Source organism: Pikeienuella piscinae (assembly GCF_011044155.1).
Lineage (GTDB): Bacteria > Pseudomonadota > Alphaproteobacteria > Rhodobacterales > Rhodobacteraceae > Pikeienuella > Pikeienuella piscinae.
Genome location: NZ_CP049056.1, coordinates 4,267,268 through 4,292,348, shown reverse-complemented (window position 1 = coordinate 4,292,348; position 25,081 = coordinate 4,267,268). Strand labels below are relative to the sequence as shown.

The following is a 25,081-nucleotide window of genomic DNA, read 5'->3' as shown; positions in this document are numbered from 1 at the left end:
GATGAAACTCAAGCTTCTCGCCGCCGCCTTCGCGGCGCTCCTGCCCATGTCCGCCGCCGCCGATCATTCCGGCCACGCCGCCGGCGACGGCGCCATCATGGCGGTGCACCCCTACGCCTTCGCCACCGCCGCGACCGCGAAAACCGGCGGCGCCTATGTCAGCCTCGAGAACCACGGCCCCGCCGACCGGCTCGTCGGGGTGAAATCCGACGTCGCCGCGAAGGTCGAGCTCCATGAAAGCCTGCAGGAGGACGGCGTGATGAAGATGCGCGCGGTGGAGGGCCTCCCCCTCCCCGAAGACGGCGCGATAGAGATGGCGCCGGGCGGCTATCACATCATGCTGATGGGCCTCCATCGCCCGCTGGTCGAGGGAGAGAGCGTTCCGATCACGCTCGTCTTCGAAAGCGGCGCCGAGCTTGAGGTGGAGACCCCGGTGAAGGCGCGCGGGGAAATGGGCGGCCACGCCGACCATTCCGGTCATTCCGGTCATTCCGGCATGAAGAAATCCGACTGATCGGACGGGCTGGCCGGGCGACCCTTCACCCGGCCAGCATCTGCGCGACCCAAAGCGGCACGATCTCGCTCGCCCGCCCCTCCCGCGCCTCGTCGAACCGGCCGATGGAGGGTTCGAGATTCAACTCCAGCGTCCGCGCCCCGGCGCGGGCCGCTTCCGCCGCGAAACCGGCGGCCGGATAGACCTCGCCCGATGTGCCGATGGAGACGAAAAGATCGGCGGCCGGAACCAGGTCGCCGATCTCCTCCATCCGATAGGGAATCTCCCCGAACCAGACCACGTCCGGCCGCAGCGCCCCGGCCCCGCAGGCCGGGCAGCGCGCCGCCGCGCTCAGATCGCCGGGGCAATCCCGCCGGTCGCCGCAGGCCCCGCAAAGCTGGCGCAAGAGTTCCCCGTGCATGTGCAGAACGTTCCGCGAGCCGGCCCGCTCATGCAGGTCATCGACATTCTGCGTGACCAGCGCGAACCCGCCCCGCCCGGCTTCGCGCCAACCCGCCTCCAGCCGCGCCAGCGCCGCATGCGCGGCGTTCGGCGAGGCCCTCCGCGCGATCCGCCGCCGCATGTTGTAGAACTCGTGAACCAGCGCCGGATCCTTCGCGAACCCCTCCGGCGTCGCCACATCCTCCAGCGGATACCGGGTCCAGAGCCCGCCGACATCGCGAAACGTCCCGAGTCCCGACTCGGCGGAGATGCCGGCGCCGGTGAGAATGACGATGTTCATCGCCTGGCTTCCCTGATCCCGCCGCAACCTCGCCACCACACGGCGAGGATCGCGCCCGACCCTGGGGTGGGCGCATCGCGCCCTCCCGGGGGGAGGGGCGGGCGCGATCCGGGGCTGCGCCCCGGAGTGACGGTGGCGAGGGCGCGCGATACTCCACCGTAAAAGGAATCGATGCGTTTCATCAGCGCTAAAGCACGCCGTAGATAGAGAGACCGAGAGAAATGACCCCCATCAGCGTCCCCAGAATCTCATGCTTTTTCATCCCGGTTCTAACCGAAATTCCCTCCAGCGCCTCGTCCGCGATACGCAACAATTCCCATGAAGCGGCGGCCCGGCTAAATATGCGGGCGGCCGCATCGTCGACGGCCAGGAGCGGCGGCGCATCGCCCATCGGCGGAAGATCGCGATCTGCGATTAGTGCGGAAATGTCCGCCGTGTAGTCGTCCCGCATTTGCCCGCCCGACGTATCGACAAGGATCGGGCGCCAGACTTCCAGCTTCGCCTTGTCGCCCTCCGGCAACTCATTCAGCGCCTGCCGCGCCAGCCTTTCTCGCGCAGCCGCGACCTCCGGATGCGCGCTCCGCACCCCGCGCGCCGTCTCCTCCACCGCGTCGAGCAGCGCGAGATTCTCCTCCGATTTCGGCAACTCCTCCGTCTCGCGTATCTCGCGCCGGAGACTCTTCGCCGCCGTCACCATGCTCATCTCGACCCGCTGTGGATCGTTCGCGTGGCGCGTGATTGTGGTCCGGATCAGGCGCGGAACAAACGATGCTTCGCGTAAACCGTTGGCAGGCACGGCCAGCGCTCCGTCGAGGATCGTCTCCACATGGCCGAGCAGGGCGGAGACGAGCGGCGTGTCCTCGACCTCAATCGGTGTGACGCGCAAGAGCCCCGTCTCGGGGTTCACATCCACCCGCTCCGCAAGCCGTGTCGCGTCGGAGAGATACCGCGCCTCGATCTCCGCGATCCGCTCCGCCACCCGCTCCGGCCCAGCGTCCCAATCCTCCGGCGCGATCAGCGCAATCTCGCGCAGCATCTCCCAGTTCTGCGGCGCGCCGTCGAGTACTGCCTGATACCAGCGCAGCCAGAAGGCGTAGGCGGGGTCGACTTCAAGGGCGGCTTGGCACCTCGACCAACCGACTTGCCACCAGTCGGGGGCTTCTTGCGGCCAGAGCGGAGACGTTAGCAGCGTGTCATCAGCTGCGCCCGCCTCGATTGTGACGGCGTCCGCCGCCGCAGCTGAGATGACAGCATGACCCGCATCCGGATCATCGACGATTGTGGAGGCGGCGTTGCTTGAACTGCCAATCGCGTCACCAGACGAAGCATCTCTGTACGCGGACAAGATTGCATGCACGGCAGATTTTGAAAAAAAGCCCCGTTCAATCATATCATGGCGAAAACTAGGCTCTGCCGCAAGCGCGGCTTCAGCCGCCGACTGTAAATCGTCAGCGGATACTATTTCTCGGCTCGCAAGCGTTACTAGCAACGCGGCGCGAACAAAGTAATCTAAACCCTCGAAATTCTTTCGTCGCCATTCAGAAAAACCGTTCGCCAGCGGGAGCACGCGCAATAGCGTGCGCGCCGCAATGGCAGAGCGCGTGGAGCGGTTCGTACTTTCTTGCCAACGTTTTCGCCCTTCCAATTTCCCAAGATCGACCAAAGCGCCCCTCCCTCAACCACGCCACCCTATCCCCACAGCACCAAAAATCCACCACCACCCTTTCACGGTCCCGGCCCTGAGCCGGGACCCCGAGAGGCGGCGCGGGATCCCGGGTCAAGCCCGGGATCTCGACAGATGAAGTGGTGCTGCGTGGGCGTCTCGCCCGGACCCGAAAAAAGCGCGATATCGCGCCTGAAATCCTTGAAATCCGGTTAACGGATTCCGCATTTCACTTATTTTACAATGACATGGCGTTCTTATCGCGTGCGATAACGCACTCCCTGCCGGGCCGCCGCGCGATCGCGCGGGCGGCGGCTTGCGCCGCCACCCGCTGGTCCGTTCAGTGTTTGAACCGCTTGATCTCACCGGATTTCAGCCGTGCGAGATAGGAGTTCATCTCCCGCTTCACGATCGGCATCAGCACGTAGAGCGCGGTGATGTTCACGACCGCCATGGCGAAGATCGCCGCGTCGGAGAAGTCGATCACCGGCCCGAGGCTGGCCGCGGCGCCGATCACCACGAAGACGCAGAAGATCACCTTGAAGATCAGTTCCGCCGTCTTCCCCTCTCCAAAGAGAAAGGTCCACGCCTTCAGCCCGTAATAGGACCACGAGATCATCGTCGAGAAGGCGAAGAGGACCACCGCGATCGCCAGCACATAGGGGAACCAGCTGAACGCCGTCCCGAAGGCCGCCGAAGTCAACTCGACCCCGGAAACGCCGGTCACCGTCTGGATCATCCCGTTTTCGGTCAGGATGAAACGCCCGGTCTCCGGGTCGGTCACCAACTGGCCCGAAATGGTGATGACCAGCGCGGTCATCGTGCAGATGACGACCGTGTCGATGAACGGCTCCAGCAGCGAGACGAACCCTTCCGTGATCGGCTCGTTGGTCTTCACCGCCGAGTGGGCGATGGCCGCCGAGCCGACGCCGGCCTCGTTCGAGAAGGCCGCCCGCTTGAACCCCTGGATCAGCGCCCCGACAAGCCCGCCCGCGACGCCGAGCCCGGTGAAGGCGCCGGCGAAGATCTGCCCGAAGGCCCAACCGATCTGGTCGTAGTTCATCACGATGACGATCAGCGACGCGCCGACATAGAGGATGCCCATGAAGGGGACGATCTTCTCTGTCACGTTGGCGATCGACTTGATGCCGCCGATGATCACGGCGAAGACGACCCCGGCGAAGATGATCCCGGTGATCCAGCCGGGAAAATCGCCGACGATGCCGGTGATCTGGGCGTGCGCCTGGTTGGCCTGGAACATGTTGCCACCGCCGAGCGCGCCGAGAATGCAGAAGATCGAGAACACGACGGCGAGGATTCCGCCGCCCGGCATCCCGCGCTCGGCGAAGCCTTTCTTCATGTAGTACATCGGGCCGCCGGAGACGACGCCGTCCGCATATTCATTGCGGTATTTCACGCCGAGCGTGCACTCGGTGAATTTCGACGCCATGCCGAGAAGCCCGGCGAGGATCATCCAGAATGTCGCGCCCGGTCCGCCGATGCCGACCGCCACCGCGACGCCGGCGATGTTGCCAAGCCCGACCGTGCCCGAAAGCGCCGTGGCCAGCGCCTGGAAATGGCTGACCTCGCCGGCGTCGTTCGGGTCCGAATAGTCCCCCTTCACCAGCTGGATCGAATGTCTGACCGCGCGGAACTGGATAAATCCGAAATAGAGCGTGAAGATCGAAGCGGCGACCACCAGCCACATGACGATCCAGGGAAAGCTCGTGCCGGGTAGCGGCGCGAAGATGAAATTGACGAAGGGCCCGGTGGCGGCGGCGAAAGCCTCGTTCACCTGCTGGTCGATGCTGACCTCGCCGGCGGCCTCCTGCGCCAGCGCCGGGTGCGCGAAGAGCGCGAAAGCTGCTGCTGCTGCGCCTGATCTTTTCATGTCCATCTCCTCAACCGACGACGGTGACGGGAACGCTGGCGGTCATCACCAGGTTGGCGGTGGAGGATCCGAAGACTCGCGCCGCGAAGCCGCCATCGGAAGACCGCGCAACAATGATCTGCTCCGCGCCCTCCTCAAGCGCGACGCTGTTCAGGAGATCCGCGACATTGCCGTGCCTGACGATTCCGCGCGCGGCGATGCCTTCTGACTTCATCTCCGCCAGGGCGGGGTCGAGGATCCGGGTGCGCGCCGAGTCGATCTCCTCCACCCGCCTCTTCTGGCGCTGCTCGTTTTCTTCAGCCGTGTGGAAACTGTATGGCGACCACTCGATGACGAAAACGAGCACAAGCTCGCAATCCCCGATAAGGCGGGCGACCTTCCGCGCATAGGAGAGAGCGCGGTTTCCCGTCCCTCCGCCGTCGATGCCGACGACAAGTTTGACTGTCATGACATGAATTCCCCTGCTTTAAATTGTGCTTCGCACTTTGGCCGGGCCGAAAAGCCCCCGGCAATGACGAAGTTTTTACACTATTCTGGCGAGTGTCAAACACAGTTCGCTCTCGTCAAACGATAAAGGCGCGGCGCCCGCCGGCGCCGCGCCCCGCAACGATTGGAGCCCCCGGCTCAGACCATGTCGCCGAACGGCAGCGACCGCTTCCGCACGCCGGTGGCGTGGAACAGCGCGTTGGCGATGGCCGGCGCGATCGGCGGCACGCCCGGCTCGCCCACCCCAGTCGAATGGACTTCGAAGGGGTGCTTCACGACATGCGTGACCACGTTCACGGGGAAATTGTCGGATCGCACGACATCGTAGTCGTAATAATTCGACTGCTGCACGCGACCTTTCTCATATGTGATCGAGGAATGGAGCGCGAGCGTCATCCCCATCACCGCCGCGCCCTGAAGCTGGCTTTCGACTCGTTCCGGATTGGCCTGGAAACCGCAGTCGATGGCGAGATGCACCTCCGGCACGGTGATGCGCCCCTCCACCAGCTTCACCCGCGCGGCGCAGCCCACATAGGAGACGAAGCTCCGATGAACGGCGAGGCCGATCCCCTCGCCTTCCACCACCCTGCCGCTCTGGCCGATGGCGTCGGCGGCGATGTTCAGGACATTCGCGAGCCGGCCGGTCTCGATCGGGAACTCGGCGTACGGCTCTCCGTAATCCCAGAAATCCTCCGGGTAGCCTTCCGCCTTCGGGTCGACCGTGCGCGGCGCGCCGATCAGTTCCAGCCACATATCGCGGTCGTCCTTGCCGAGCTCCGCCGCCAACTCCCCGACAAATGAGCCGATGGCCCATGCGCGCGGGATGTTGGAGACTGAACGGAACCAGCCGATCCGCGTATGCGCCAGCGCCTCGCCGTTCTCGCAGGAGACGTTGGCGATGTCGAAAGGTGTGTCGACATGGCCCATCCCGCTCTCGATCATGAACTGGTGCCCGCTATCCGGCGCGAAGGTGGAGAGGATGGAGGGCGCGACGGAATTATGCCGCCAGGCCGTGACCTTGCCCTTGTCGTCCAAAGCCGCCTCGATCCGCTCGGCCGAGGTGGTGTGGTAAAAGGAGTGACGGATATCGTCCTCCCGCGTCCACTGCACCCTGACCGGCGCGCCGACCTCGCGGCTGAGAAGCGCCGCCTCGGTCACATAGTCGGCCTTCGACTTCCGCCCGAACCCGCCGCCGAGCAGCGTCACGTTCACCCTCACCTTCGACGGGTCGAGGCCGAGCGCCTCCGCCGTATCCGTGCGTGCCGCGTAGGGCGACTGCACCGGAGCCCAGATCTCGCACCCCTCCGCCGTCACCGACGCGAGCGCCACCGGCGGCTCCATCGGCGCGTGGGCCATATGGTCCTGCGTATAGGTTTGCGAAAGGACCTTGGCCGCGCTGGCGAACGCCGCCTCGGGGTCTCCCTGTTTCCTGAAGACCGTTCCAGGTTTTTCCGCCGTCGCCTTCAGCTCCGCCATATAGGCGGCGGAATCGTAGCCGCCATGCGGGCCGTCATCCCATTCGATCTCCAGCGCGTTCCGCCCCTCCATCGCCGCCCAGGTGTTCGAGGCCACGACGGCGACGCCGCCGAGCGGCGCGAATTTCGCCGGCGGGATGGAGCCGGCGATCTGATGCACGCTCTCCACCCCCGGCACGGCCAGCGCCGCCCTGTCGTTGACGGATTTCACCTTGCCGCCGACCACCGGCGGCCGGGCGATGACCGCGTATTTCATCCCCGGCAGGCTGACATCCGCCCCATAGACCGCCTTGCCGACTGTGATGTCGCGCAGATCGGTGATCTGCACCTCGCCCTTGCCGATGTAACGAAACTCGGCCTCGGTCTTGTAGGCGATGTCCTCATGCGCCGGCACCGGCTGCTTCATCGCGTCGGCCGCGAGATCGCCGAATGTCAGCACGTCGCCCTTGGAGGCGATCACCGCGTGGTTCTCGACCCGCGCGTCCTTCGGATCGATCCCCCAGCGCGCCGCCGCGGCGGCGCGCATCATGTGACGGACCGAGCCGCCGATCTTCCGCGCCATCTGGATATGGTGGCGCAGAGAACGCGACCCGTCGGTGTCCTGGTTGCCGTATTTCGGTTCATCGCCTTCGGCCTGGACGATCTTCACCTTCGCCCAGTCGGCCTCCATCTCGTCGGCCATGATCATCGGCAGCGAAGTCCGCGAGCCGGTTCCCATCTCCGACCGGTGCGCCACCAGCGTGACCGTGCCGTCAGCGTCGATGGAGACGAAAACCAGCGGATCGTCGACCAGCCCGTGCGGCATCGTCTCGCCGCCCGTCGGCCATTTCGGAAACGCGTCGGCCCGCGACGCGAAGGCGCCGATGGCGAAAGCCGCGGTTCCACCCATGAAGGCGCGCCTGGAGAGTTTCTCGATGCGAAACGCCTGCGCCGCCGATTGCGCCAGCGGCCCGGCCGCGGCGTCTATCTCTTTCAGGAAATGCAGCATGGCTCAGGCTCCCGTGCTTGCAAGGCGCACCGCGGCGACGATGCGTTGATAGCAGCCGCACCGGCAGACATTGCCGGCCATCGCTTCGAGTATCTCCTCGTCCGTCGGCTTCGGGTTCTCGGCCAGGAGCGAGGCCGCCTGCATGATCTGCCCGGCCTGGCAGAAGCCGCATTGCGGCACGTTGAGATCGCGCCAGGCGACCTGGACGCGGTGGTCGCCCTCGGGATGAAGGCCTTCGATCGTGGTGATCTCGGCGCCCTCGACCTCGCCGACGGTGAGCTGGCAGGAGCGCTGCGCCACACCGTCCACATGAACCGTGCATGCGCCGCAGAGCCCGACGCCGCAACCGTATTTCGTGCCCGGCAGCCCGGCGATGTCGCGGATCGCCCACAAGAGGGGCATATCCGCGGACGCATCAACCTCGCTGTCGGCGCCATTGATCGACAATTTCGCCATGCTGGGTTTCCTCCGAAGTTGCCGGACGCGTTCTTTCCTCGCCCCATGTTCTTCGGGCGCGCGCATCCTCAGGGTGAGCTTACCTCCGAATCGTCCCGCATAGGGAAAAAACTCTCCCCCCTTGGCGTGGGGCGCGCCCGCGGGCATATCGGAGGAATGTTCGACTCCCGTCTCCGCAAGCTGATCGACCCGCCGCTCGACCGGCTTGGCGGCGCCCTCGCCCGCGCCGGCGTCGGCGCCAATAGCGTAACCCTCGCGGGGTTCGCTCTCGGCCTCCTCGCCGTCGCGCTGATCGCGTTCGGCCTGCCGCTCGCAGCGCTCGTCCCGCTGCTTCTCGGCCGGCTCGCGGACGGGCTCGACGGCGCCATCGCCCGCACGGCCGGGCGGACCGATTTCGGCGGATTCCTGGACATCACCTGCGATTTCATCGTTTACGGCGCCGTCCCGCTCGGCTTCGTGCTGGCGGACCCGGTCGCCAACGGCGCGGCCGGCGCAGTCCTCCTCGCCAGCTTCTACGCCAACGGTTCGGCCTTCCTCGCCTTCGCCGCCGTCGCCGAGCGGCGCGGAATGGAAAGCCGGGCGCAGGGCGCGAAAACGCTCTATTACGTCGGCGGCCTCCTCGAAGGGGGGGAGACGATCGCGCTCTTCGTCCTCTTCTGTCTTTTCCCCAGCTGGTTCGCCCCGCTCGCCTGGGGCTTCGGCGCGCTCTGCTTCGTCTCGGCCGGGGCGCGGATGCTGCTGGCCTGGCGGATCTTCGGCGCTTGAGCGGTCCCGCGCCTTCCGCCATGCTCTCCCCGACCCGCGAAAGGAAAGCGACCGATGCCCGCGAAGCCTGAAGACCATCTCTATCTCGTCGACGGCTCCGGCTTCATCTTTCGCGCCTATCACGCGCTCCCGGCGCTGACGCGAAAATCCGACGGAATGCCGGTCGGCGCGGTCAGCGGCTTCTGCAACATGATCTGGAAGATGCTGCAGGACCTGAAGGGGGACGACGCCCCAAGCCATGTCGCCGTGATCTTCGACGCCTCGCGCTTTTCCTTCCGGAACGAGTTCTACCCGGAATACAAGGCGCAGCGCCCCGACGCGCCGGAGGATCTTCGCCCGCAATTCGGTCTGATCCGCGACGCCACCCGCGCCTTCAACCTGCCCTGCATCGAGATCGACGGGTACGAAGCCGACGACGTCATCGCCACCTACGCCCGCGAGGCCGCTGCGGGCGGCGCGGAGGTCACGATCGTCTCGTCCGACAAGGATCTGATGCAACTGGTGGGCGGGCGCATCGGCATGGTCGATCTGATGAAGGGCAAGGTCATCGGCGTCGAACAGGTGCGCGAGAAGTTCGGCGTCGGCCCGGAGCGGGTTATCGACGTCCAGGCGCTCGCGGGCGACAGCGTCGACAACGTTCCCGGCGCGCCCGGCATCGGCGTCAAGACCGCCGCGCTTCTCATCAACGAATATGGAGATCTCGAAACGCTGCTGGAGCGGGCCGCGGAGATCAAGCAGCCGAAACGACGCCAAAGCCTGATCGAGAACGCCGAGCTGATCCGCATCTCCAAACGTCTCGTCACTCTCGACGACAATGTCGGCAACCTTCCCGCCTATGACGAACTCGCCCGCCGCCAGCCCGAAGCCGAAATGCTGCTGTCCTTCCTCAACGAGATGGAGTTCTCCACCCTCACCCGCCGCATCGCCGCGATCTTCGGGGTTGAACCACCCGCCGCGGCGCCCGCCCCGGAACCGGAGGCCGTCCCGGCGGCGGAGCCGGGCGCCGAAGCCGCCGTCGAGGCCGCGAAGATCGACACGAGCGCTTATGAGATCATCCGCGACGCCGATGCGCTGAAGGCGTGGATCGAAAAAATTTATGAGCGCGGCGAAGTCGCCGTCGACACGGAAACCACATCGCTCGACGAGATGACCGCCGAGCTTGTCGGCGTCTCGCTGGCCACGGCCCCCGGCCGCGCCTGCTACATCCCCCTCGGCCACCAGACCGGCGACGGCGACCTGCTGGGCGCCGCCGAGCGCGCGGCGGGGCAGATGGCGCTCGATGACGCGATCGCGATCCTGAAGCCAATGCTTGAGGACCCGTCGATCCTGAAGATCGCGCAGAACATGAAATACGATCTGAAGGTGCTCGCCCGCTACGGGATCTGGGTCGCTCCCTTCGACGACACCATGCTGCTCTCCTACGCGCAGGAGGCCGGGATGGGCGGGCAAGGCATGGACGCGCTCTCCAAACGCCATCTCGACCATGAGCCGATCCCGATCAAGACGTTGCTCGGCGCCGGCAGGAAGAAGATCACCTTCGACCGGGTGGAGATCGACAAGGCCGCGCCCTACGCAGCAGAGGACGCCGACGTCACCTTCCGGCTCTGGAAAATCCTCAAACCGGGTCTCGTTCGGAACCGCGTCACCCGAGTCTACGAGGTGATGGAGCGCCCACTGGTCCCGGTGCTGGCGGATATGGAGCGCGCCGGCGTCAAGGTCGACCGCGACGCGCTCTCGCGTCTCTCCAACAATTTCGCGCAGAAGATGGCGGGGCTGGAGGCGGAGATTCACGAGCTCGCCGGTGAAAAATTCAATGTCGGCTCACCGAAGCAGCTTGGCGAGATCCTCTTTGACAAGATGGGCATGGACGGCGGCAAGAAAGGCAAGACCGGCGCCTACGCCACCGGCGCCGATGTGCTGGAGACGCTAGCGGCCGAGGGCCATGACCTTCCCGCCCGCGTTCTCGACTGGCGTCAACTCTCGAAGCTGAAAGGCACCTATACCGACGCCCTTCAGACCCATATCAACGCCGAGACCGGGCGCGTCCACACCTCCTACTCCATCGCCGGCGCATCCACCGGCCGCCTCGCCTCGACCGACCCGAACCTCCAGAACATCCCGGTGCGCTCGGAGGAGGGGCGCCGCATCCGCGAGGCGTTCATCGCCGACGAGGGGAACGTCCTCCTCTCGCTCGATTACAGCCAGATCGAGCTGCGGCTTCTCGCCCATATCGCCGATATCGAGGCCCTGAAACAGGCATTCGCCGAGGGGCAGGACATTCACGCCGCCACCGCCTCGGAGATTTTCGGCGTTCCGGTCGAAGGCATGGACCCGATGATCCGCCGGCAAGCGAAGGCGATCAATTTCGGCGTGATCTACGGCATTTCCGCCTTCGGTCTCGCCAACAACCTGCGCATACCGCGTGAGGACGCGAAGCGTTTCATCGACGCCTACTTCGAGAAGTTCCCCGGCATCCGCGCCTATATGGATGCGACCGTCGAGACGGCCAAGAAACAGGGCTATGTCGAAACCGTGTTCGGCCGGCGCATCCACACGCCGGAGATCAACGCGAAGGGGCCAATGGGCGGCTTCCAGCGCCGCGCCGCGATCAACGCGCCGATCCAGGGTTCCGCCGCCGACGTGATCCGCCGCGCGATGGTCCGCATCCCGCCGGCGCTGGCCAAGGCGAAGCTTACGGCGCGGATGCTCCTTCAGGTCCATGACGAACTGATCTTCGAGGTTCCTGAATCGGAGGCGGACGAGACCGCTGAGACCGTCCGGAAAGTCATGGAAGGCGCCAACCTCCCCGCCGTCGCCCTGACGACGCCGCTGGTCGCCGATGCGGGCAAGGGCCGGAACTGGGCCGAGGCGCATTGATAAGAACCATGCGACTGGTTTTCACCTGCCTTCGCGACGGCGGCGAGCACACGAACGCCATCACCCGGCCTTCGCGCGCTGGATAACCACCAGCCTTTGCACCCGCTGATTCTGACGGCGGCGATCTCGCCTCCGGGACACCGTCACGGCGGGTGATGCGGGCGGCGCACCGAACACAGCCGTTCGAAACGAAAAAGGCCGCCCCGATCCGGGACGGCCTTTCGCATTCTTCTCCGCTCTCGCGGCTCAGGCGGCCTTGCGGCGGCGCGACATGAATCCGAGGCCGGCGATGCCGGTCAACAGCAGCGGCAGCGCGGCCGGAACCGGAACCGCCGAGATGTTGAGGTCATAGAGCGCGGCGCCATTCCTGTTCGGCCCCTGCGAGCCGTCGACGACGAGGAAATAGTCCCCCGCGCCCGCGCCGAAGAGGAACGCGTTGCCCGAGGTGATGTTCGTCAGAAGCGTGCCGGTCGAGAAAAGCTCGTCGCCGTTCGCGTCCTGAAGCGAGAAGATCACGCCCTTCTGGGCCGAGCCGCTCTCTTTGACGAGACCCGAATTCGCGACGAACGTATTTCCGCCGTCGGTGTAGTAGCCGTCGAAATCGAAGTTGACCTCGAAGCCGGAGGTGGCGGTGAAGCCGAACTTGTAGCGATCGATCGCGCTGACGATGCGGCCGTAGAGGCCGAAGACGTCGCCGGCGCCGATCGTGCCAAGGTCCTTGGACCCGTTCGGGCTGGCCGCATCGGCGATCAGCGTGGTGCCGTCGACGAGATCGCGGTTGCCGCCACCTTCGGTGACACCCACGGTGAAGCCGGTCGTCGCCGCGGAAGCAGCGGACGAGATGGCCAGGACGCCCGCAGCAGCGAGCGCAAGCAAATTCAGTTTCATGATGACACCCCAATTTGACACAAACAGAGGCTATCGGCTACCGAAAACTTTCGATTGAATCTAGTGTCATTCTACACGCATTTGAATAATACACCCTATAGTTGATTTTGTTACGTCTTACTCTCTTGCGTCGCCTCACCCCGCCGGAGGACGCTGGTAGTCCTCGTCGCTGACATGCTCCAGCCAGTCGGCGCTCACCCCGTCCATCGCTTCCTGCATCGCCAGGTGAACCATCGCCGTTCCCGGGGCGGCGCCGTGCCAATGCTCTTCCCCCGGCGGAATCCAGACCGTGTCGCCGGGACGGATGCGGCGGGGCGCGTCGCCGCGGGTGCAGACAAGGCCGAGCCCTGAAAGCACGTGCAGCGTCTGCCCCAACGGATGCGAGTGCCAGGCCGTGCGCGCGCCGGGCTCGAACGCGACACGGAGCGCACGCAGCCGGGCCGGCTCCGGGGCCTCGTGCACCGGGTCCTGCCAGACGGTCCCGGTGAACCAGTCCGCGCTCGCCTTCTTTGTCGGCCGGCTTCCGGCCTCCATGATCTTCATCGCTGGTCTCCTTCTCCCGGGTCCGTTCCGGCGCCATCTGAACGGGTCCGGCCCGCCGGACGCAAGCGGGAAATCGACCACCGGCGCGAAGCAGCGCCGGACGCGGCCGGGCTCAGCCCGCCTCCAGCATGTCCGCCAGCGCTTCGGGCGCCGACACCATCGCGTCATGGCCGGCGGCGAGTTCCTCCATCCGCCAGCCGAGCGCCCGCGCGCGCTCCCGCGACGCCGCAAGCGGCACGTAGACCGGGTCGACGCAGGTGATGTAGCGCGCCGGTTTGCCGGCGCCGGGCGGGCGGACGATCTCCAGCTTCGTCTCGTAGGTGCGGATCGGGTGCGCCGTCATCAGCCGCTCGATCCATGCGGCGTCCGCTTTCCGCGAAATCCCCATCGCCGCGGCGGGCGGGGCCGGCAGGGTCAGCCCGCCGCTCGTATCCTCCGCCTGCTGCCGGCGCAGCGCGACGACATCGGACGGGATCGACGAGAACGGGCTCTCCCCCGGAAGCACGATCAGCGCGTCGAGATAGACGAGCCGGCTTATCCGGTCGCCGGCCCGCTCCGCCGCGTAGGAGATCGGCGAGCCGCCAAAGGAGTGGCCGACCAGAACCACATCCGTCAGGTTCTCGAACTCCAGGTGCAGCCGCAGATCCTCGCAAAAGGTCGTCATGGTGATCCAGTCGGAGAGAAGATGCGCGCGCTCGCCAAGCCCGGTCTGCGTCGGCGTTGTAACCCGATGGCCGCGCGCCCGGAGGATCTCCACGACCCGCGCCCAGCACCAGCCGCCATGCCACGCGCCGTGCAGGAGGACGAAATTCGTCATTCCTCGTCCGGGTCGAACGGGTCCTTCGGCGCATCGGCCGGGCGCCAGCCGAACATCTCCCACGTCCGGGCCATGTGCTCGGGGAGCGGCGCGGTCAGCGACAGCAGGCGGGTGCGCTCCATCGGGTGCTCCAGCAGCAGACTCCGCGCATGAAGGTGCAGCTTGCGGCTCACCGCCCCGCCCAGTTGCGCCCCCCAGCCGTCGCCATCGTTTACGGTGGAGTTGCCGGCGTATTTGCCGTCGCCGACGATCGGATGGCCGATCTCCGCCATATGCGCGCGCAGCTGGTGGGTGCGCCCGGTGACGGGGCGGAGCGCGACCCAGGCGGCGCGCTGCGCCATCGTCTCCAGCACCGCGTAGTCGGTCACCGCGCGCTTCGCGCCTTCAGTGTTTCTGACCTCGTCGGGATGGATGCAGCGCATCTTCTCCGCCCCGGCCCCGCCGGCCTTCACCAGCCCGTAACGGATCGTCGCCCGGCGCGGGCGCGGCGCGCCGGCGACGGCGGCCCAATAGGTCTTTTCGGTCTCGCGGCTCTGGAACGCCTTCGCCAGCGCGGCCGCCGCGCGCCCGGTGCGCGCCATGAGGATGACGCCGGAGGTGTCCCTGTCCAGCCGGTGGACGAGGCGCGGCGCATCCTCGCGCTCGAAACAGAGCGCCTCCGCCAGCATCGCCAGATGCACGCTCTGCCCGGTCCCGCCCTGCGTCGCGAGGCCGGGCGGCTTGTTCAGCGCGATGAGATGCGCGTCCTTGTAGATCACCGCGTCGCGGATCATCGCCGCCTGTTCGTCGGTGATCCTTCGGGTCGCGGGCGCGGCGCCCGCCTCATCGGGCTCCGGCAACGGCGGCACCCGCACGTCCTGCCCCGCCTCGACGCGGGTCGACGGCTTCACCCGGCCGCCATCGACGCGCAACTCGCCCTTGCGGCAGAGCTTCTCGATCCGGCCCTGCTGAAGATGCGGGAAATGCCTGCGCAGAAACCGGTCGAGCCGTTGGTCGGTCTCGTCCTCGGTCACCGTCAGATGCTGAACGCCGCTCATGTCAGCATCCGCCCGATCGCCAATCCGATGAAAAGCCCGGCGATGGCCAGCCCGGCCGAGCCGACGACATAGGCCGTCGCCTCGCCCATCCTTCCGGCCTCGATCAGTTGCGCGGCGTCCAGCGAAAATGCCGAAAACGTGGTGAAACCGCCGAGAACGCCGGTCATCGCGAACAGGGCGAGTTGCGGGCGGAGCACGCTCGCTTCGATCAGAAGAACCGCCACGACGCCCATGACCAGCGATCCGGCGACATTCACGAACGCCGTGCCCCAGGGAAAGCCGGGGCCGAACAGCCGGATCGCCGCCATAGTGCTCAGATATCGCAGCACCGCGCCAAGCGCGCCGCCAAGACCGATGATCAACAGGTTCATGCGCGCGCCCTCCTTCGATCCGCTTCAACGCGCGGCGCGCGGCGCTGTCAAGGCGGACTCAGCTTTTCTCCGACCGCTTCTTCGCGAACCAGTCGAGACGCTTCGCCAGCTCACGCTCGAACCCGCGATCCTTCGGCAGATAATACACGCCGCGCTTCATGCCGTCGGGAAAATAGTTCTGGCCCGAAAACCCGTCCTCTGCGTCGTGATCGTATTCATACCCGGCGCCGTAGCCCTCTTCCTTCATCAGCTTTGTCGGCGCGTTCAGGATATGCTTCGGCGGCGCGGCTGCGCCGGATTTCCGCGCCGCCTCTCCCGCCGCGCCATAGGCCCGGTAGAGCGCGTTGGATTTCGGCGCGAGCGCCAGGTAGACGGCCGCCTGCGCCAGCGCCAGCTCCCCCTCGGGCGAGCCGAGCCGCTCGTAGACCTCCGCCGCCGCCAGCGCCTGCTTCACCGCCTCCGGCTCGGCGAGGCCGATATCCTCGACCGCCATGCGGATAATCCGCCGCGCCAGGTAGCGCGGGTCTTCGCCCGCGTTGAGCATCCGCCGGAGCCAGTAGAGCGCGGCGTCGGGGTCCGAGCCCCGAACCGCCTTGTGAAGCGCCGAGATCAGGTTGAAATGCCCATCCCCGGACTTGTCGTAGACCGGCGCCCGGCGAGAGACGCGCAGCGCCATCTCCGCCGCGCCCATCGGATCGCCGCCAAGCCGGAAAAGCTGCTCCGCCATGTTCAGGAGGGCGCGTCCGTCGCCCTCCGCCATGTCGATCAGCGCGGCGCGCGCATCGGCGTCAAGCGGCAGCTTCTTCACCTCCAGCGCCTCAGCGCGGTCGAGAAGAGTCGAAAGCGCCGCGCTGTCCAGCGGCTTCAGCACCATCACCTGCGAGCGGCTCAGGAGCGCGGCGTTCAGCTCAAACGACGGGTTCTCGGTGGTGGCGCCCACCAGCGTCACTGCGCCCGATTCCATATGCGGCAGGAAGCCGTCCTGTTGCGCCTTGTTGAAGCGATGAATCTCGTCGACGAAAAGAAGCGTGCCGCGCCCGTTCCGCCGCCGCAGCGCCGCCGCCTCGAACACCTTGCGCAAGTCCGCGACACCGGAAAAGATCGCGCTGATCTGCTCGAACGCGAGATCGGTCTCCGCCGCCAGAAGCCGCGCGATCGTGGTCTTGCCGACACCGGGCGGCCCCCAGAAGATCAGCGAGGAGAGCGCGCCCGCCCCGATCATCGCGCTGAGCGACCCGTCCGGGCCGAGGAGATGACCCTGCCCGATCACCTCGACCAGGCGCGCCGGACGCAGCCTGTCGGCCAGCGGGCGCGGCGCCGTGGCGGCCGGCGTCCGGGCCGGCTCATCCCGGTCGAAAAGATCGGCCATCTCAGTTCCGGCGCAGTGTTTTTGGCGCGCGGCGAAGCGGCATGCGCGCCGTCCGGCGCACGCCACGGCGGACATATTCGACCTCGGCTTCGCCGCCGATCCCGACCGCGGCCATGCGAAAGGATAGGCCCTCGATCGAGCTGACCGGATGACCGTCGAATCCGACGATCACGTCGCCGATTTTCAGCCCCGCCTCCTTCAACGGGCTCTCGGGGTGCATGTCGGCGATCACCACCCCGGCCGGCGCCGAGAGGCCCAGCCCCTCCGCGAGATCCGCCGTCACGCTCTGGCCGATGATCCCCGCCCAGGGCCGCTGAAGCGAGGTCTCGCCGTCCAGCGCGCTCATCAGCGCCCGGCGCACGAGATTGGCGGGAATCGCGAAACCGATACCATTCGAGCCGCCGGACCGGGTGAGGATCGCGCTATTCACGCCGACCAGCCGGCCCGCCATATCGACCAGCGCGCCGCCGGAATTGCCGGGGTTCACCGCAGCGTCGGTCTGGATGAAATAACCGCCGATCCCGCCCGAGCGCCTCGACCCGCTGGAGCGCGCCAGCGCAGAGACGATGCCGGATGTCACCGTCTGACCGACGCCGAACGGATTACCGATCGCCAACACCAGATCGCCGACCTCCAGCGTGTCGCTATCACGGAACTCGAGCACCGGCAGCCCGCTGGCGCCCGGCAGTCGCAGGAACGCGATATCGGCCTGTTCGTCGGCGAAGACGATATCCGCGTCAAATTCACGCTTGTCGTTGAGAACGACCCGCACCTCGTCCGCGCCGGCGACGACGTGATAGTTGGTGACGATATATCCGTCTTCCGTCACGATCACGCCCGAGCCGAGCGAATTCTGGCTTCGTCGCCCGCCCCGCGGGCCAAACTCCTCGAAGAAGCGCTCGAAGAACGGATCTCCCTGGAACGGGTTGACCCGCCGCACCATCTTGCGGGTGTAGACGTTCACCACTGCCGGCGCCGTGCGTTTGACCACTGGAGAGAAAGAAAGCGTGATCTCCGCCTGGGTCTGCGGAACCTGCTGCCCCGCCGCCGGCGCGCCAAACGCCAGCGCAGCGACGAGGATCGTCGCGGCCGCGCGCCTCATGCCGCGTCCTCGCGCGCGCAGATCCGCGCCGGCGGCGCGAATACCTCGAAGGCCCGCGGCACGCCTTCGAGCGGAAATGCGCCCATGGCCCGCCAGTCCGCGGCGGATTCCAGCCCCTCGACGAAAGCGCGGCTCGCCACCACCGGTTCACCGATCAGCTTGGTGATCCCTTCCAGTCGGGCGGTCTCGTTCACCACCGGGCCGATCACCGACCACGAATGCCGGGTCGGTGAGCCGAGATTGCCGTAGCCGAGTTCGCCAGCATGAAGCGCGAGCCCCCACGCCAGCGGCGCCTTTCCCCGCGCCCGCCGGCGGTTGTTCATCTCCTCGCTCGCCTCCGCCGCCCGCGAAGCGGCGCGCAGCGCGGCGGCGCGCGCGCCGGCCTCGCCCAGCCGCTCGATCGGGAAGATCGCAAGCGCGGCGTCGCCGATGAAGGAAAGCGGCTCGCCCTCCTCTTCCTCCACCGCACCGGCGGTGCAGTCGAAGAATTCGTTGATCGTGGAGACGAACTCCTCGCGCGGAAGAGACATCGCCAGTTCGGTCGAGGACCGCAGGTCGGAAAGCCAGACCACGGCCCGCGTCGTCGCGAAATCGCCGCGCCGGATCGCGCCGCCCAGAACGAGCGGACCCGCTTCCTTGCCGATGTAACACTCGGCCAGCGACAGCGCGACCTGACGCTGGTCCGCGATCTTGACGACAATGGCGAGCGGCTTTCTCAGCCAGTCGAGCGTCTCGATCTCCTCGTCCGTGAATCCCTCCGGGCGTTTCGTCGCAAAGGAGCAGACCATGCCGGAACGGCCCTTCAGATCATCGTCAGCGGTGGTTCGGAATCCGTCGAACCGGACCGCGAGCAAAAGATAATCCGTCAAACCCTCCGCGGCGAAATCCTCGAGAAGCGGAAAATCGAGCATCGCGCCAGGGCCGGACAGCCGCCGGCGGAACCGCGTCACCTCGTTCACGATGACATGGCGGACCGGACTTCTCGCCAGAATATCATGCGGCGCGTCCACGTCGCCGCCATAGGTCTCTCGCGTCAGACCGGTCGCCGGCGTCCATTCAAACGCAGCCCCGTGATAGAGCGGGTGTAGCGTCGGATGCGCGAAGAATGCGCGGTCGATCGGAATGCCATGATTGCGCAGCGCCTCGACAAGTTGCGCGAAGGTCTCTTCCGACGGCTTCGAGTGCAGCGCGGCCCCGACCATCCATTCAACGATGCTAGCCGCCGCGGCGGATGGCTTGCCCTGCATGAAACGACTCTCCTAAACGGCGACCCCGGCGAAAATAGGCGCCCGACCCGAAAAGGAAAAGGGCCGCCCCCGAAGGGACGGCGCCTCTTTCAGAACCCCCTCGACACAACGCGTCAGGGGCGCGTCGATCGCGGGCTCAGGCCGCCGCGCCGCGCCGGCGCGACAAGAAGCCGAAGCCGCCGACCGCGAAGAGCAGCAGCAGACCGCTCGCCGGAAGCGGAACCGCGCTGACGTCGATCCCGGCCAACGCGTAATCCGGGTTGCCGACGCCGTCATTGCCGGAAGCGGCGATGAAGCGCAGCGAAGTCGCCACCGTCGGCGCAATCGCGAAGAAGCCATAGCCGCCTTCCACCTGGAACGCCTCTAGCGCCGCGAAGGTGTAGCTCGCCACCACATCGCCATTGAACAGCACCTGCGCCGCTTCCTGATCGTTAGCGTTCGGATCGAAGAACAGGTCGAGGAAATGGAAACCGGTGACCGAGAGCGGCCCGCTGAACGCGACATCGACGGACTGAACCCCGTTGCCGGTGATCTCATCGTCGCCGACGCCGATGCCGTCGGAGATGCAAGCCAGCGGGCTGTTCTGACACGGCGCGCCACTTCCAAGAGCGCCGCCGTCGAAAGTAGTCGCCGTCCCCGAGCCGCCATTGGCGGTCACGCTGACCGAAACGCCGAAGACGTCCGGTTGCGTGAACGGGTCCGCGGTTGTGAAATCGATCGTCGCGGCGCTCGCCGCCGTGACGCCGAAAAGTCCCATCGCCGCGATCGCCACGGCGAATACCTTGCCTGGATTTGACATGTTGACACTCCCACAATTCCCGACGGCGAATACACCACTCGCCACAAATCGGGAGCGCCAAGAATAGCTCAAATCACCTAAAAATCGAACCGAATCCCGAAGAATTGGCCACAACTCCGGCCCGGAATCAGGCATCGACGAGCGCGCTGACCACTTTGGATTGAAGCCATGTCCGCGAGACCATTTAAGGTTGTCGCCAAGCGCATTTCGCACCTCGGCTACGCGCCTTAGTGCGAATCACCTCACGGAATGACGCCGCTTCACACAGACCCGCCGCGGGCGCGCGCCGCCGGAATCCGGCGGCGCTAGTTCGCCTCCGATCAGGCCTCGTCGAGTTCAGCCTCTTCGGCGGCGACACGCGCCTTGTCTCCGGCGCCACGGGCGGCCGTATCGCGGTCGACAAGCTCGATGATCGCCATCGGCGCCATATCACCATAGCGGAAACCGGCCTTTAGAACCCGGCTGTACCCGCCGGACCGATCCTTGTACCGCGCGCCGAGCGTCGCGAAGAGCTTCTTCACCGCCTCGTCCTGCTTGATCGAGGCCATCGCCTGCCGGCGGGCGTGCAGATCGCCGCGCTTGCCGAGCGTGATCAGCTTGTCGATGATGCGTTTCAGCTCCTTCGCCTTCGGCAGCGTCGTCTTGATCTGCTCATGCTCGATCAGCGAGGCCGCCATGTTGGCGAACATGGCTTTTCTGTGCTCATGGGTCCGGTTGAGCTTCCGGTATCCGTGTCCGTGACGCATTTCTAGTCTCCTGTGCGCGCCTCACGATGTGAGCCGCATCCGGTTTATACTTTGTCTGGCGGCCCTGCGTGGGAACCGCCTCCTTGGGGCGTCATTGCCCGGTCGTCTCCGTCTTCGCCGCCCCAACCTCAGGCCGCGGCGGCGCTCATCGCCTGTGCGATCAGAACTGATCTTCGAACTTCTTCGCCAGATCCTCGATATTGTCCGGCGGCCAGTCCACGATATCCATGCCGAGATGCAGGCCCATGCCGGTCAGCACCTCCTTGATCTCGTTCAGCGACTTGCGCCCGAAATTCGGGGTGCGCAGCATCTCCGCTTCGGTCTTCTGGATCAGGTCGCCGATATAGACGATGTTGTCGTTTTTCAGGCAGTTCGCCGAACGCACCGAAAGCTCCAACTCGTCCACCTTTTTCAGCAGAAGCGGATTGAACTCCAGATCCTCCGGCTCGTCGGAGGACACATCGTCCTTCGGCTCGTCGAAATTGATGAAGGTGCGCAGCTGATCCTGCAGGATGCGCGCCGCGTAGGCGATCGCGTCCTCGGGGGTCAGCGAACCGTCAGTTTCGACATTCAGCGTCAGCTTGTCATAGTCGAGCACATGGCCCTCGCGGGTCGGCTCGACCTTGTAGGAAACCTTGCGCACCGGGCTGTAGAGCGCATCGATCGGAATCAGACCGATCGGCGCGTCCTCGGGCCGGTTCTTGTCCGCCGCGACGAAACCCTTGCCGCCCGTGACGGTCAGTTCGATATGGAGATCCGCGCCCTCGTCGAGCTGGCAGATGTGATGGTCCTTGTTCAGGATCTCGACGCCCGAGATCTCCTGAATGTCGCCGGCGGTCAGCGCGCCCGGCCCCTTGCCCCGAAGGCTGAGCCGCTTCGGGCCCTCGACATCCATGCGGATGGCGACGCCCTTCATGTTAAGGACGATGTCGGTCACGTCCTCGCGGACGCCCGGGATCGAGGAAAATTCATGCAGCACGCCGTCGATCTGAATCGAGATGATCGCCGCGCCCTGCAGCGACGACATCAGCACCCGCCGCAGCGCATTCCCGAGCGTCAGCCCGAACCCCCGCTCCAGCGGCTCGGCGGTCGCGGTGGCGAAACGCATCGCGTCGGCGCCCGGCGTGATGTCGAGGCCGGTCGGCCTGATCAGGTCCTGCCAGTTCTTGTGGATCGTCATGTGGTCCTCCATCCTTGCGCCCTGCCGGATCCGGCGTCGGGACGCGCCCGAGGAAAAGTCATCCGTCAAATCGAACGACCCACCTTCGAAAAGGCGGGCCGCTCAGAAACAAATCTCGCGATCAGACCCGGCGGCGCTTCGGCGGACGGCAGCCATTATGCGCGATCGGCGTGACGTCGCGGATCGCCGTGACCGTAAAGCCCTGGGCCTGAAGGGCGCGCAGCGCGCTCTCGCGGCCCGAGCCCGGCCCCTGCACCTCAACCTCGAGCGTGCGCATACCGTGGTCCTGCGCCTTCTTCGCGCAATCCTCGGCGGCGACCTGCGCCGCGTAGGGCGTCGATTTCCGGGAACCCTTGAAGCCCATCGTGCCCGCCGAGGACCAGGAGATAACGTTCCCCTGCGCATCGGCGATGGTGATCATCGTGTTGTTGAAGGAAGAATTCACGTGGGCCACGCCCGTCGAGATGTTCTTCCGTTCCTTGCGTTTCGTGCGGACTTTTTCGCGCGCCATTATTGTGCCCTCTTACTTTTTCTTGCCGGCGATGGCCTTCGCCGGACCCTTGCGGGTGCGGGCGTTGGTGTGGGTCCGTTGGCCGCGAACCGGCAGACCGCGCCGATGGCGCAGCCCGCGATAGCAACCCAGATCCATCAGGCGCTTGATGTTCATCGCATTCTCGCGCCGGAGGTCGCCCTCGACCGCGAGATTGGCGTCGATATGCTCACGAATCGACAGCACTTCCGCGTCGCTCAGCTCGTTGACGCGCCGCGAGGTGTCCACGCCGGTCGCCTCGCAGATTGCGCGCGCGCCGCTTTCGCCGATGCCATGAATATAGGTGAGCGCGATATGCACTCGCTTGTTCGTCGGAATGTTTACGCCTGCAATGCGCGCCACGATCCAGCTCCGTCTCTCCGCCCCTTCGGGCCATCTTCTTCACAGAGCGACCGCGCGATTCGCAGACGCCCCCGGAATTCCTTTGTTCCGCAACACTTTATCGCATCGCAGACCATATCTGCCGAAGGAAGCGCGGAGTATATGGCCGCGCGCCCCCCGGTCAACCCCGGAACGGGGCTATTCTTCGTCGCCCAGAGCCGACTCGATCGCGCCGGCCACCTCGTCGATCGAAGCCATCCCGTCGACGTCGCTCAGCTTTCCCGCCGCGCGGTAATAGGCGATCAACGGCGCCGTCTCGCCGTGGTATTCCTGCAGCCGCGCGCGAACCGTTTCGGCGTTGTCGTCCTTGCGGCGCTTGAACGTCGTCCCGCCGCACTTGTCGCAGACGCCCGGCGTTGCCGGCGTCTTGTCCGTATCGTGATACCCTTCGCCGCAATTGGCGCAGGTGTATCGGCCGGAGATCCGCTCGATCATCGCCTCGTCGTCGACTTCAATATTGATCACCGAGTCGAGCGACATGTTCTTCTCGGCCAGAAGCTTGTCGAGAGCCTCCGCCTGACCCGTGGTGCGCGGAAAGCCGTCGAACACCACCCCGGCGGCCACATCGGGCTGATCGAGCCGCTCGCCGACAACGCCGACGACGATCTCGTCGGAGACCAGTCCGCCGGCCTTCATCACCGCATCGGCCGCGCGGCCAACCTCGGTTCCGGCGGCGACGGCGGCGCGCAGCATATCGCCGGTGGAAAGCTGCACCATAGCGCGGGATTCCGTCAGGAGGCGCGCTTGCGTCCCCTTGCCCGCGCCAGGCGGCCCAAGAAGTATCACATTCATCAGCGCCGCCTTTCCGGTTTCCGCCCCGCTCTCGCTTTCGCCCGGTTCTTGCCGCCGAGCCGCGATTTTTCAATGAGGCCTTCGTACTGGTGCGCCAGAAGATGACTCTGCACCTGGCTGATCGTGTCCATGGTGACCGAGACGACGATCAGCAGCGAAGTTCCACCGAAATAGAACGGCACCGCGAAACGCGAAATCAGGATCTCAGGCAGGACGCAGACCGCCGCCAGATAGGCCGCGCCGACGGTGGTGATGCGCGTCAGCACGTAGTCGAGATATTCAGCCGTGCGCTTGCCGGGCCGGATACCCGGCACAAACCCGCCCTGCTTCTTAAGGTTCTCCGCCACATCTTCCGGATTGAACACCACAGCCGTGTAGAAGAAGCAGAAGAAAACAACGAGCGCGATATAGATCCCGAGAAAGAGCGGCTGGCCGCGCCCCAGCAGCGCGGTGACCGTCTGCAGGATCTCCGAGCCGCCATCGCCGGCGAACCCGGCGACCGTCGCCGGCATCAATAGGAGCGAAGAAGCGAAGATCGGCGGGATGACACCAGAGGTGTTCACCTTCAGCGGCAGGTGCGAAGAATCGCCGCCATACATTTTCGCACCGACCTGGCGTTTCGGATACTGGACGAGAATTCTGCGCTGCGCCCGCTCAAGAAAGACGACAAAGGCGATGACCGCCACCGCGCCCACCATGATCACCATGATCAGCCAGGCCGCGATCTGTCCGGTGCGGCCCAGCTCAAAGAACTGCGCCAACGCCCGCGGCAGCTCCGCGATGATGCCGACATAGATGATCAGAGAAATGCCGTTGCCGATGCCGCGCGCGGTGATCTGCTCGCCGAGCCACATCAGGAACATCGTGCCGCCGACCAGCGTGATCACCGAGGAAGCGATGAAGAACGGACCCGGGTTGAGCGCCAGACCCTGGCCCGAAAGCCCGACAGCGACGCCGTAGGCCTGCACCGTAGCAAGAAGCACCGTGCCATAACGGGTGTACTGGTTGATCTTCTTGCGGCCGGCTTCGCCTTCCTTCTTGAGCGCCTCCAGCGTCGGCACCATCGAGGTCATCAGCTGCATGATGATCGAGGCCGAGATATACGGCATGATCCCAAGCGAGAAGATCGCCATCCGGCTGACCGCGCCGCCCGAGAACATGTTGAAGACGCCCAGGATGCCGGACTGCGTCTGCTCGATGAACTGTTGAAGTTGCTGCGGGTCGATCCCCGGCATCGGGATATAGGTTCCGAGCCGATAAATAACCAGAAGCGCCAGCGCGAACAGAATCCGCTGACGCAACTCCTTCGCCTTGCCAAAGGCGCCCCAGCTCATGTTCGTGGCGAGTTGTTCGGCGGCGGACGCCATGGAGAACCCCTGTCTTTTCAGCGACGGATCGCGCGGCGCGCCCCGGTCCCGCCGGC

The 25,081-nt window shown here is 65.9% G+C and carries 24 protein-coding genes; 3 read left to right on the top strand and 21 right to left on the bottom strand.

Annotated features, from left to right (window positions below; translation table 11 throughout):
• Position 1 precedes the first annotated feature (1 nt).
• Positions 2-514 carry a copper chaperone PCu(A)C gene (locus tag G5B40_RS20500; protein WP_165102870.1) on the top strand — a complete coding sequence of 171 codons (513 nt, stop codon included), beginning with the start codon at positions 2-4 and terminating at the stop codon, positions 512-514.
• A 25-nt stretch (positions 515-539) separates the two neighbouring features.
• Here G5B40_RS20500 and G5B40_RS20495 read toward each other — a convergent pair whose 3' ends face one another.
• The 6 genes from G5B40_RS20495 to G5B40_RS20470 form a co-directional block, all read right to left on the bottom strand.
• On the bottom strand, positions 540-1,235 hold the full coding sequence (locus G5B40_RS20495; protein ID WP_165102867.1) for an NAD-dependent deacylase: 696 nt from the start codon (positions 1,233-1,235) through the stop codon (positions 540-542).
• Positions 1,236-1,422: 187 nt separating this feature from the next.
• Entirely contained in the window at positions 1,423-2,898 is a 1,476-nt protein-coding gene (locus G5B40_RS20490; protein ID WP_165102864.1) for a hypothetical protein, read from the bottom strand.
• 340 nt (positions 2,899-3,238) lie between these two features.
• Entirely contained in the window at positions 3,239-4,789 is a 1,551-nt protein-coding gene (locus G5B40_RS20485; protein WP_165102861.1) for an alanine/glycine:cation symporter family protein, read from the bottom strand.
• Positions 4,790-4,799: 10 nt separating this feature from the next.
• Entirely contained in the window at positions 4,800-5,237 is a 438-nt protein-coding gene (locus G5B40_RS20480) for a universal stress protein (RefSeq protein WP_165102858.1), read from the bottom strand.
• Between the two features lie 176 nt (positions 5,238-5,413).
• Positions 5,414-7,738 carry a xanthine dehydrogenase family protein molybdopterin-binding subunit gene (locus tag G5B40_RS20475; protein ID WP_165102856.1) on the bottom strand — a complete coding sequence of 775 codons (2,325 nt, stop codon included), beginning with the start codon at positions 7,736-7,738 and terminating at the stop codon, positions 5,414-5,416.
• A 3-nt stretch (positions 7,739-7,741) separates the two neighbouring features.
• Entirely contained in the window at positions 7,742-8,194 is a 453-nt protein-coding gene (locus G5B40_RS20470) for a (2Fe-2S)-binding protein (protein ID WP_165102853.1), read from the bottom strand.
• A 156-nt stretch (positions 8,195-8,350) separates the two neighbouring features.
• On the opposite strand from G5B40_RS20470, the gene G5B40_RS20465 reads away from it, so the two are divergent.
• A complete protein-coding gene (locus G5B40_RS20465) occupies positions 8,351-8,959 on the top strand; it encodes a CDP-alcohol phosphatidyltransferase family protein (protein WP_165102851.1) in 609 nt (202 codons plus the stop codon).
• Between the two features lie 54 nt (positions 8,960-9,013).
• Positions 9,014-11,836, top strand: coding sequence for a DNA polymerase I (gene polA / locus G5B40_RS20460; protein WP_165102848.1), 2,823 nt, complete (start codon positions 9,014-9,016; stop codon positions 11,834-11,836).
• Positions 11,837-12,082: 246 nt separating this feature from the next.
• On the opposite strand, the gene G5B40_RS20455 is transcribed toward polA, so the two are convergent.
• The 15 genes from G5B40_RS20455 to secY form a co-directional block, all read right to left on the bottom strand.
• A complete protein-coding gene (locus tag G5B40_RS20455) occupies positions 12,083-12,724 on the bottom strand; it encodes a VPLPA-CTERM sorting domain-containing protein (protein WP_165102846.1) in 642 nt (213 codons plus the stop codon).
• A gap of 135 nt (positions 12,725-12,859) precedes the next feature.
• Entirely contained in the window at positions 12,860-13,267 is a 408-nt protein-coding gene (locus G5B40_RS20450; protein WP_165102843.1) for a (R)-mandelonitrile lyase, read from the bottom strand.
• 112 nt (positions 13,268-13,379) lie between these two features.
• Positions 13,380-14,084, bottom strand: coding sequence for an alpha/beta fold hydrolase (locus G5B40_RS20445; RefSeq protein WP_165102840.1), 705 nt, complete (start codon positions 14,082-14,084; stop codon positions 13,380-13,382).
• Positions 14,081-15,121 (bottom strand): RluA family pseudouridine synthase, encoded by a 1,041-nt coding sequence (locus tag G5B40_RS20440; RefSeq protein WP_165102837.1) that lies wholly within the window; start codon positions 15,119-15,121, stop codon positions 14,081-14,083. The genes G5B40_RS20445 and G5B40_RS20440 overlap by 4 nt, the downstream gene beginning before the upstream one ends.
• Complete coding sequence (crcB, locus tag G5B40_RS20435; protein ID WP_165102834.1) at positions 15,118-15,492, bottom strand: fluoride efflux transporter CrcB; 375 nt, start codon at positions 15,490-15,492, stop codon at positions 15,118-15,120. Before crcB ends, G5B40_RS20440 begins: the two co-directional genes overlap by 4 nt.
• A gap of 58 nt (positions 15,493-15,550) precedes the next feature.
• Positions 15,551-16,861 (bottom strand): replication-associated recombination protein A, encoded by a 1,311-nt coding sequence (locus tag G5B40_RS20430; protein ID WP_165102831.1) that lies wholly within the window; start codon positions 16,859-16,861, stop codon positions 15,551-15,553.
• 1 nt (position 16,862) lies between these two features.
• The gene (locus G5B40_RS20425) at positions 16,863-17,963 is read right to left on the bottom strand and encodes a trypsin-like peptidase domain-containing protein (protein WP_165102829.1); all 1,101 of its coding nucleotides are present in this window, start codon (positions 17,961-17,963) and stop codon (positions 16,863-16,865) included.
• The gene (locus G5B40_RS20420; protein WP_165102826.1) at positions 17,960-19,210 is read right to left on the bottom strand and encodes an adenylate/guanylate cyclase domain-containing protein; all 1,251 of its coding nucleotides are present in this window, start codon (positions 19,208-19,210) and stop codon (positions 17,960-17,962) included. The genes G5B40_RS20425 and G5B40_RS20420 overlap by 4 nt, the downstream gene beginning before the upstream one ends.
• A 136-nt stretch (positions 19,211-19,346) precedes the next feature.
• A complete protein-coding gene (locus G5B40_RS20415) occupies positions 19,347-20,009 on the bottom strand; it encodes a VPLPA-CTERM sorting domain-containing protein (protein WP_165102824.1) in 663 nt (220 codons plus the stop codon).
• 320 nt (positions 20,010-20,329) lie between these two features.
• Positions 20,330-20,755: a 50S ribosomal protein L17 gene (gene rplQ, locus G5B40_RS20410; protein ID WP_165102821.1), complete on the bottom strand. Its 426-nt coding sequence runs from the start codon at positions 20,753-20,755 to the stop codon at positions 20,330-20,332.
• Positions 20,756-20,915: 160 nt separating this feature from the next.
• The gene (locus tag G5B40_RS20405; protein WP_179961591.1) at positions 20,916-21,935 is read right to left on the bottom strand and encodes a DNA-directed RNA polymerase subunit alpha; all 1,020 of its coding nucleotides are present in this window, start codon (positions 21,933-21,935) and stop codon (positions 20,916-20,918) included.
• A 121-nt stretch (positions 21,936-22,056) separates the two neighbouring features.
• Positions 22,057-22,446, bottom strand: coding sequence for a 30S ribosomal protein S11 (rpsK, locus tag G5B40_RS20400; protein ID WP_165102815.1), 390 nt, complete (start codon positions 22,444-22,446; stop codon positions 22,057-22,059).
• Positions 22,447-22,458: 12 nt separating this feature from the next.
• Positions 22,459-22,827: a 30S ribosomal protein S13 gene (gene rpsM / locus G5B40_RS20395; protein ID WP_165102812.1), complete on the bottom strand. Its 369-nt coding sequence runs from the start codon at positions 22,825-22,827 to the stop codon at positions 22,459-22,461.
• A gap of 177 nt (positions 22,828-23,004) precedes the next feature.
• On the bottom strand, positions 23,005-23,658 hold the full coding sequence (locus G5B40_RS20390) for an adenylate kinase (protein WP_165102809.1): 654 nt from the start codon (positions 23,656-23,658) through the stop codon (positions 23,005-23,007).
• On the bottom strand, positions 23,658-25,025 hold the full coding sequence (gene secY / locus G5B40_RS20385; RefSeq protein ID WP_165102806.1) for a preprotein translocase subunit SecY: 1,368 nt from the start codon (positions 25,023-25,025) through the stop codon (positions 23,658-23,660). The genes G5B40_RS20390 and secY overlap by 1 nt, the downstream gene beginning before the upstream one ends.
• Positions 25,026-25,081: the final 56 nt, after the last annotated feature.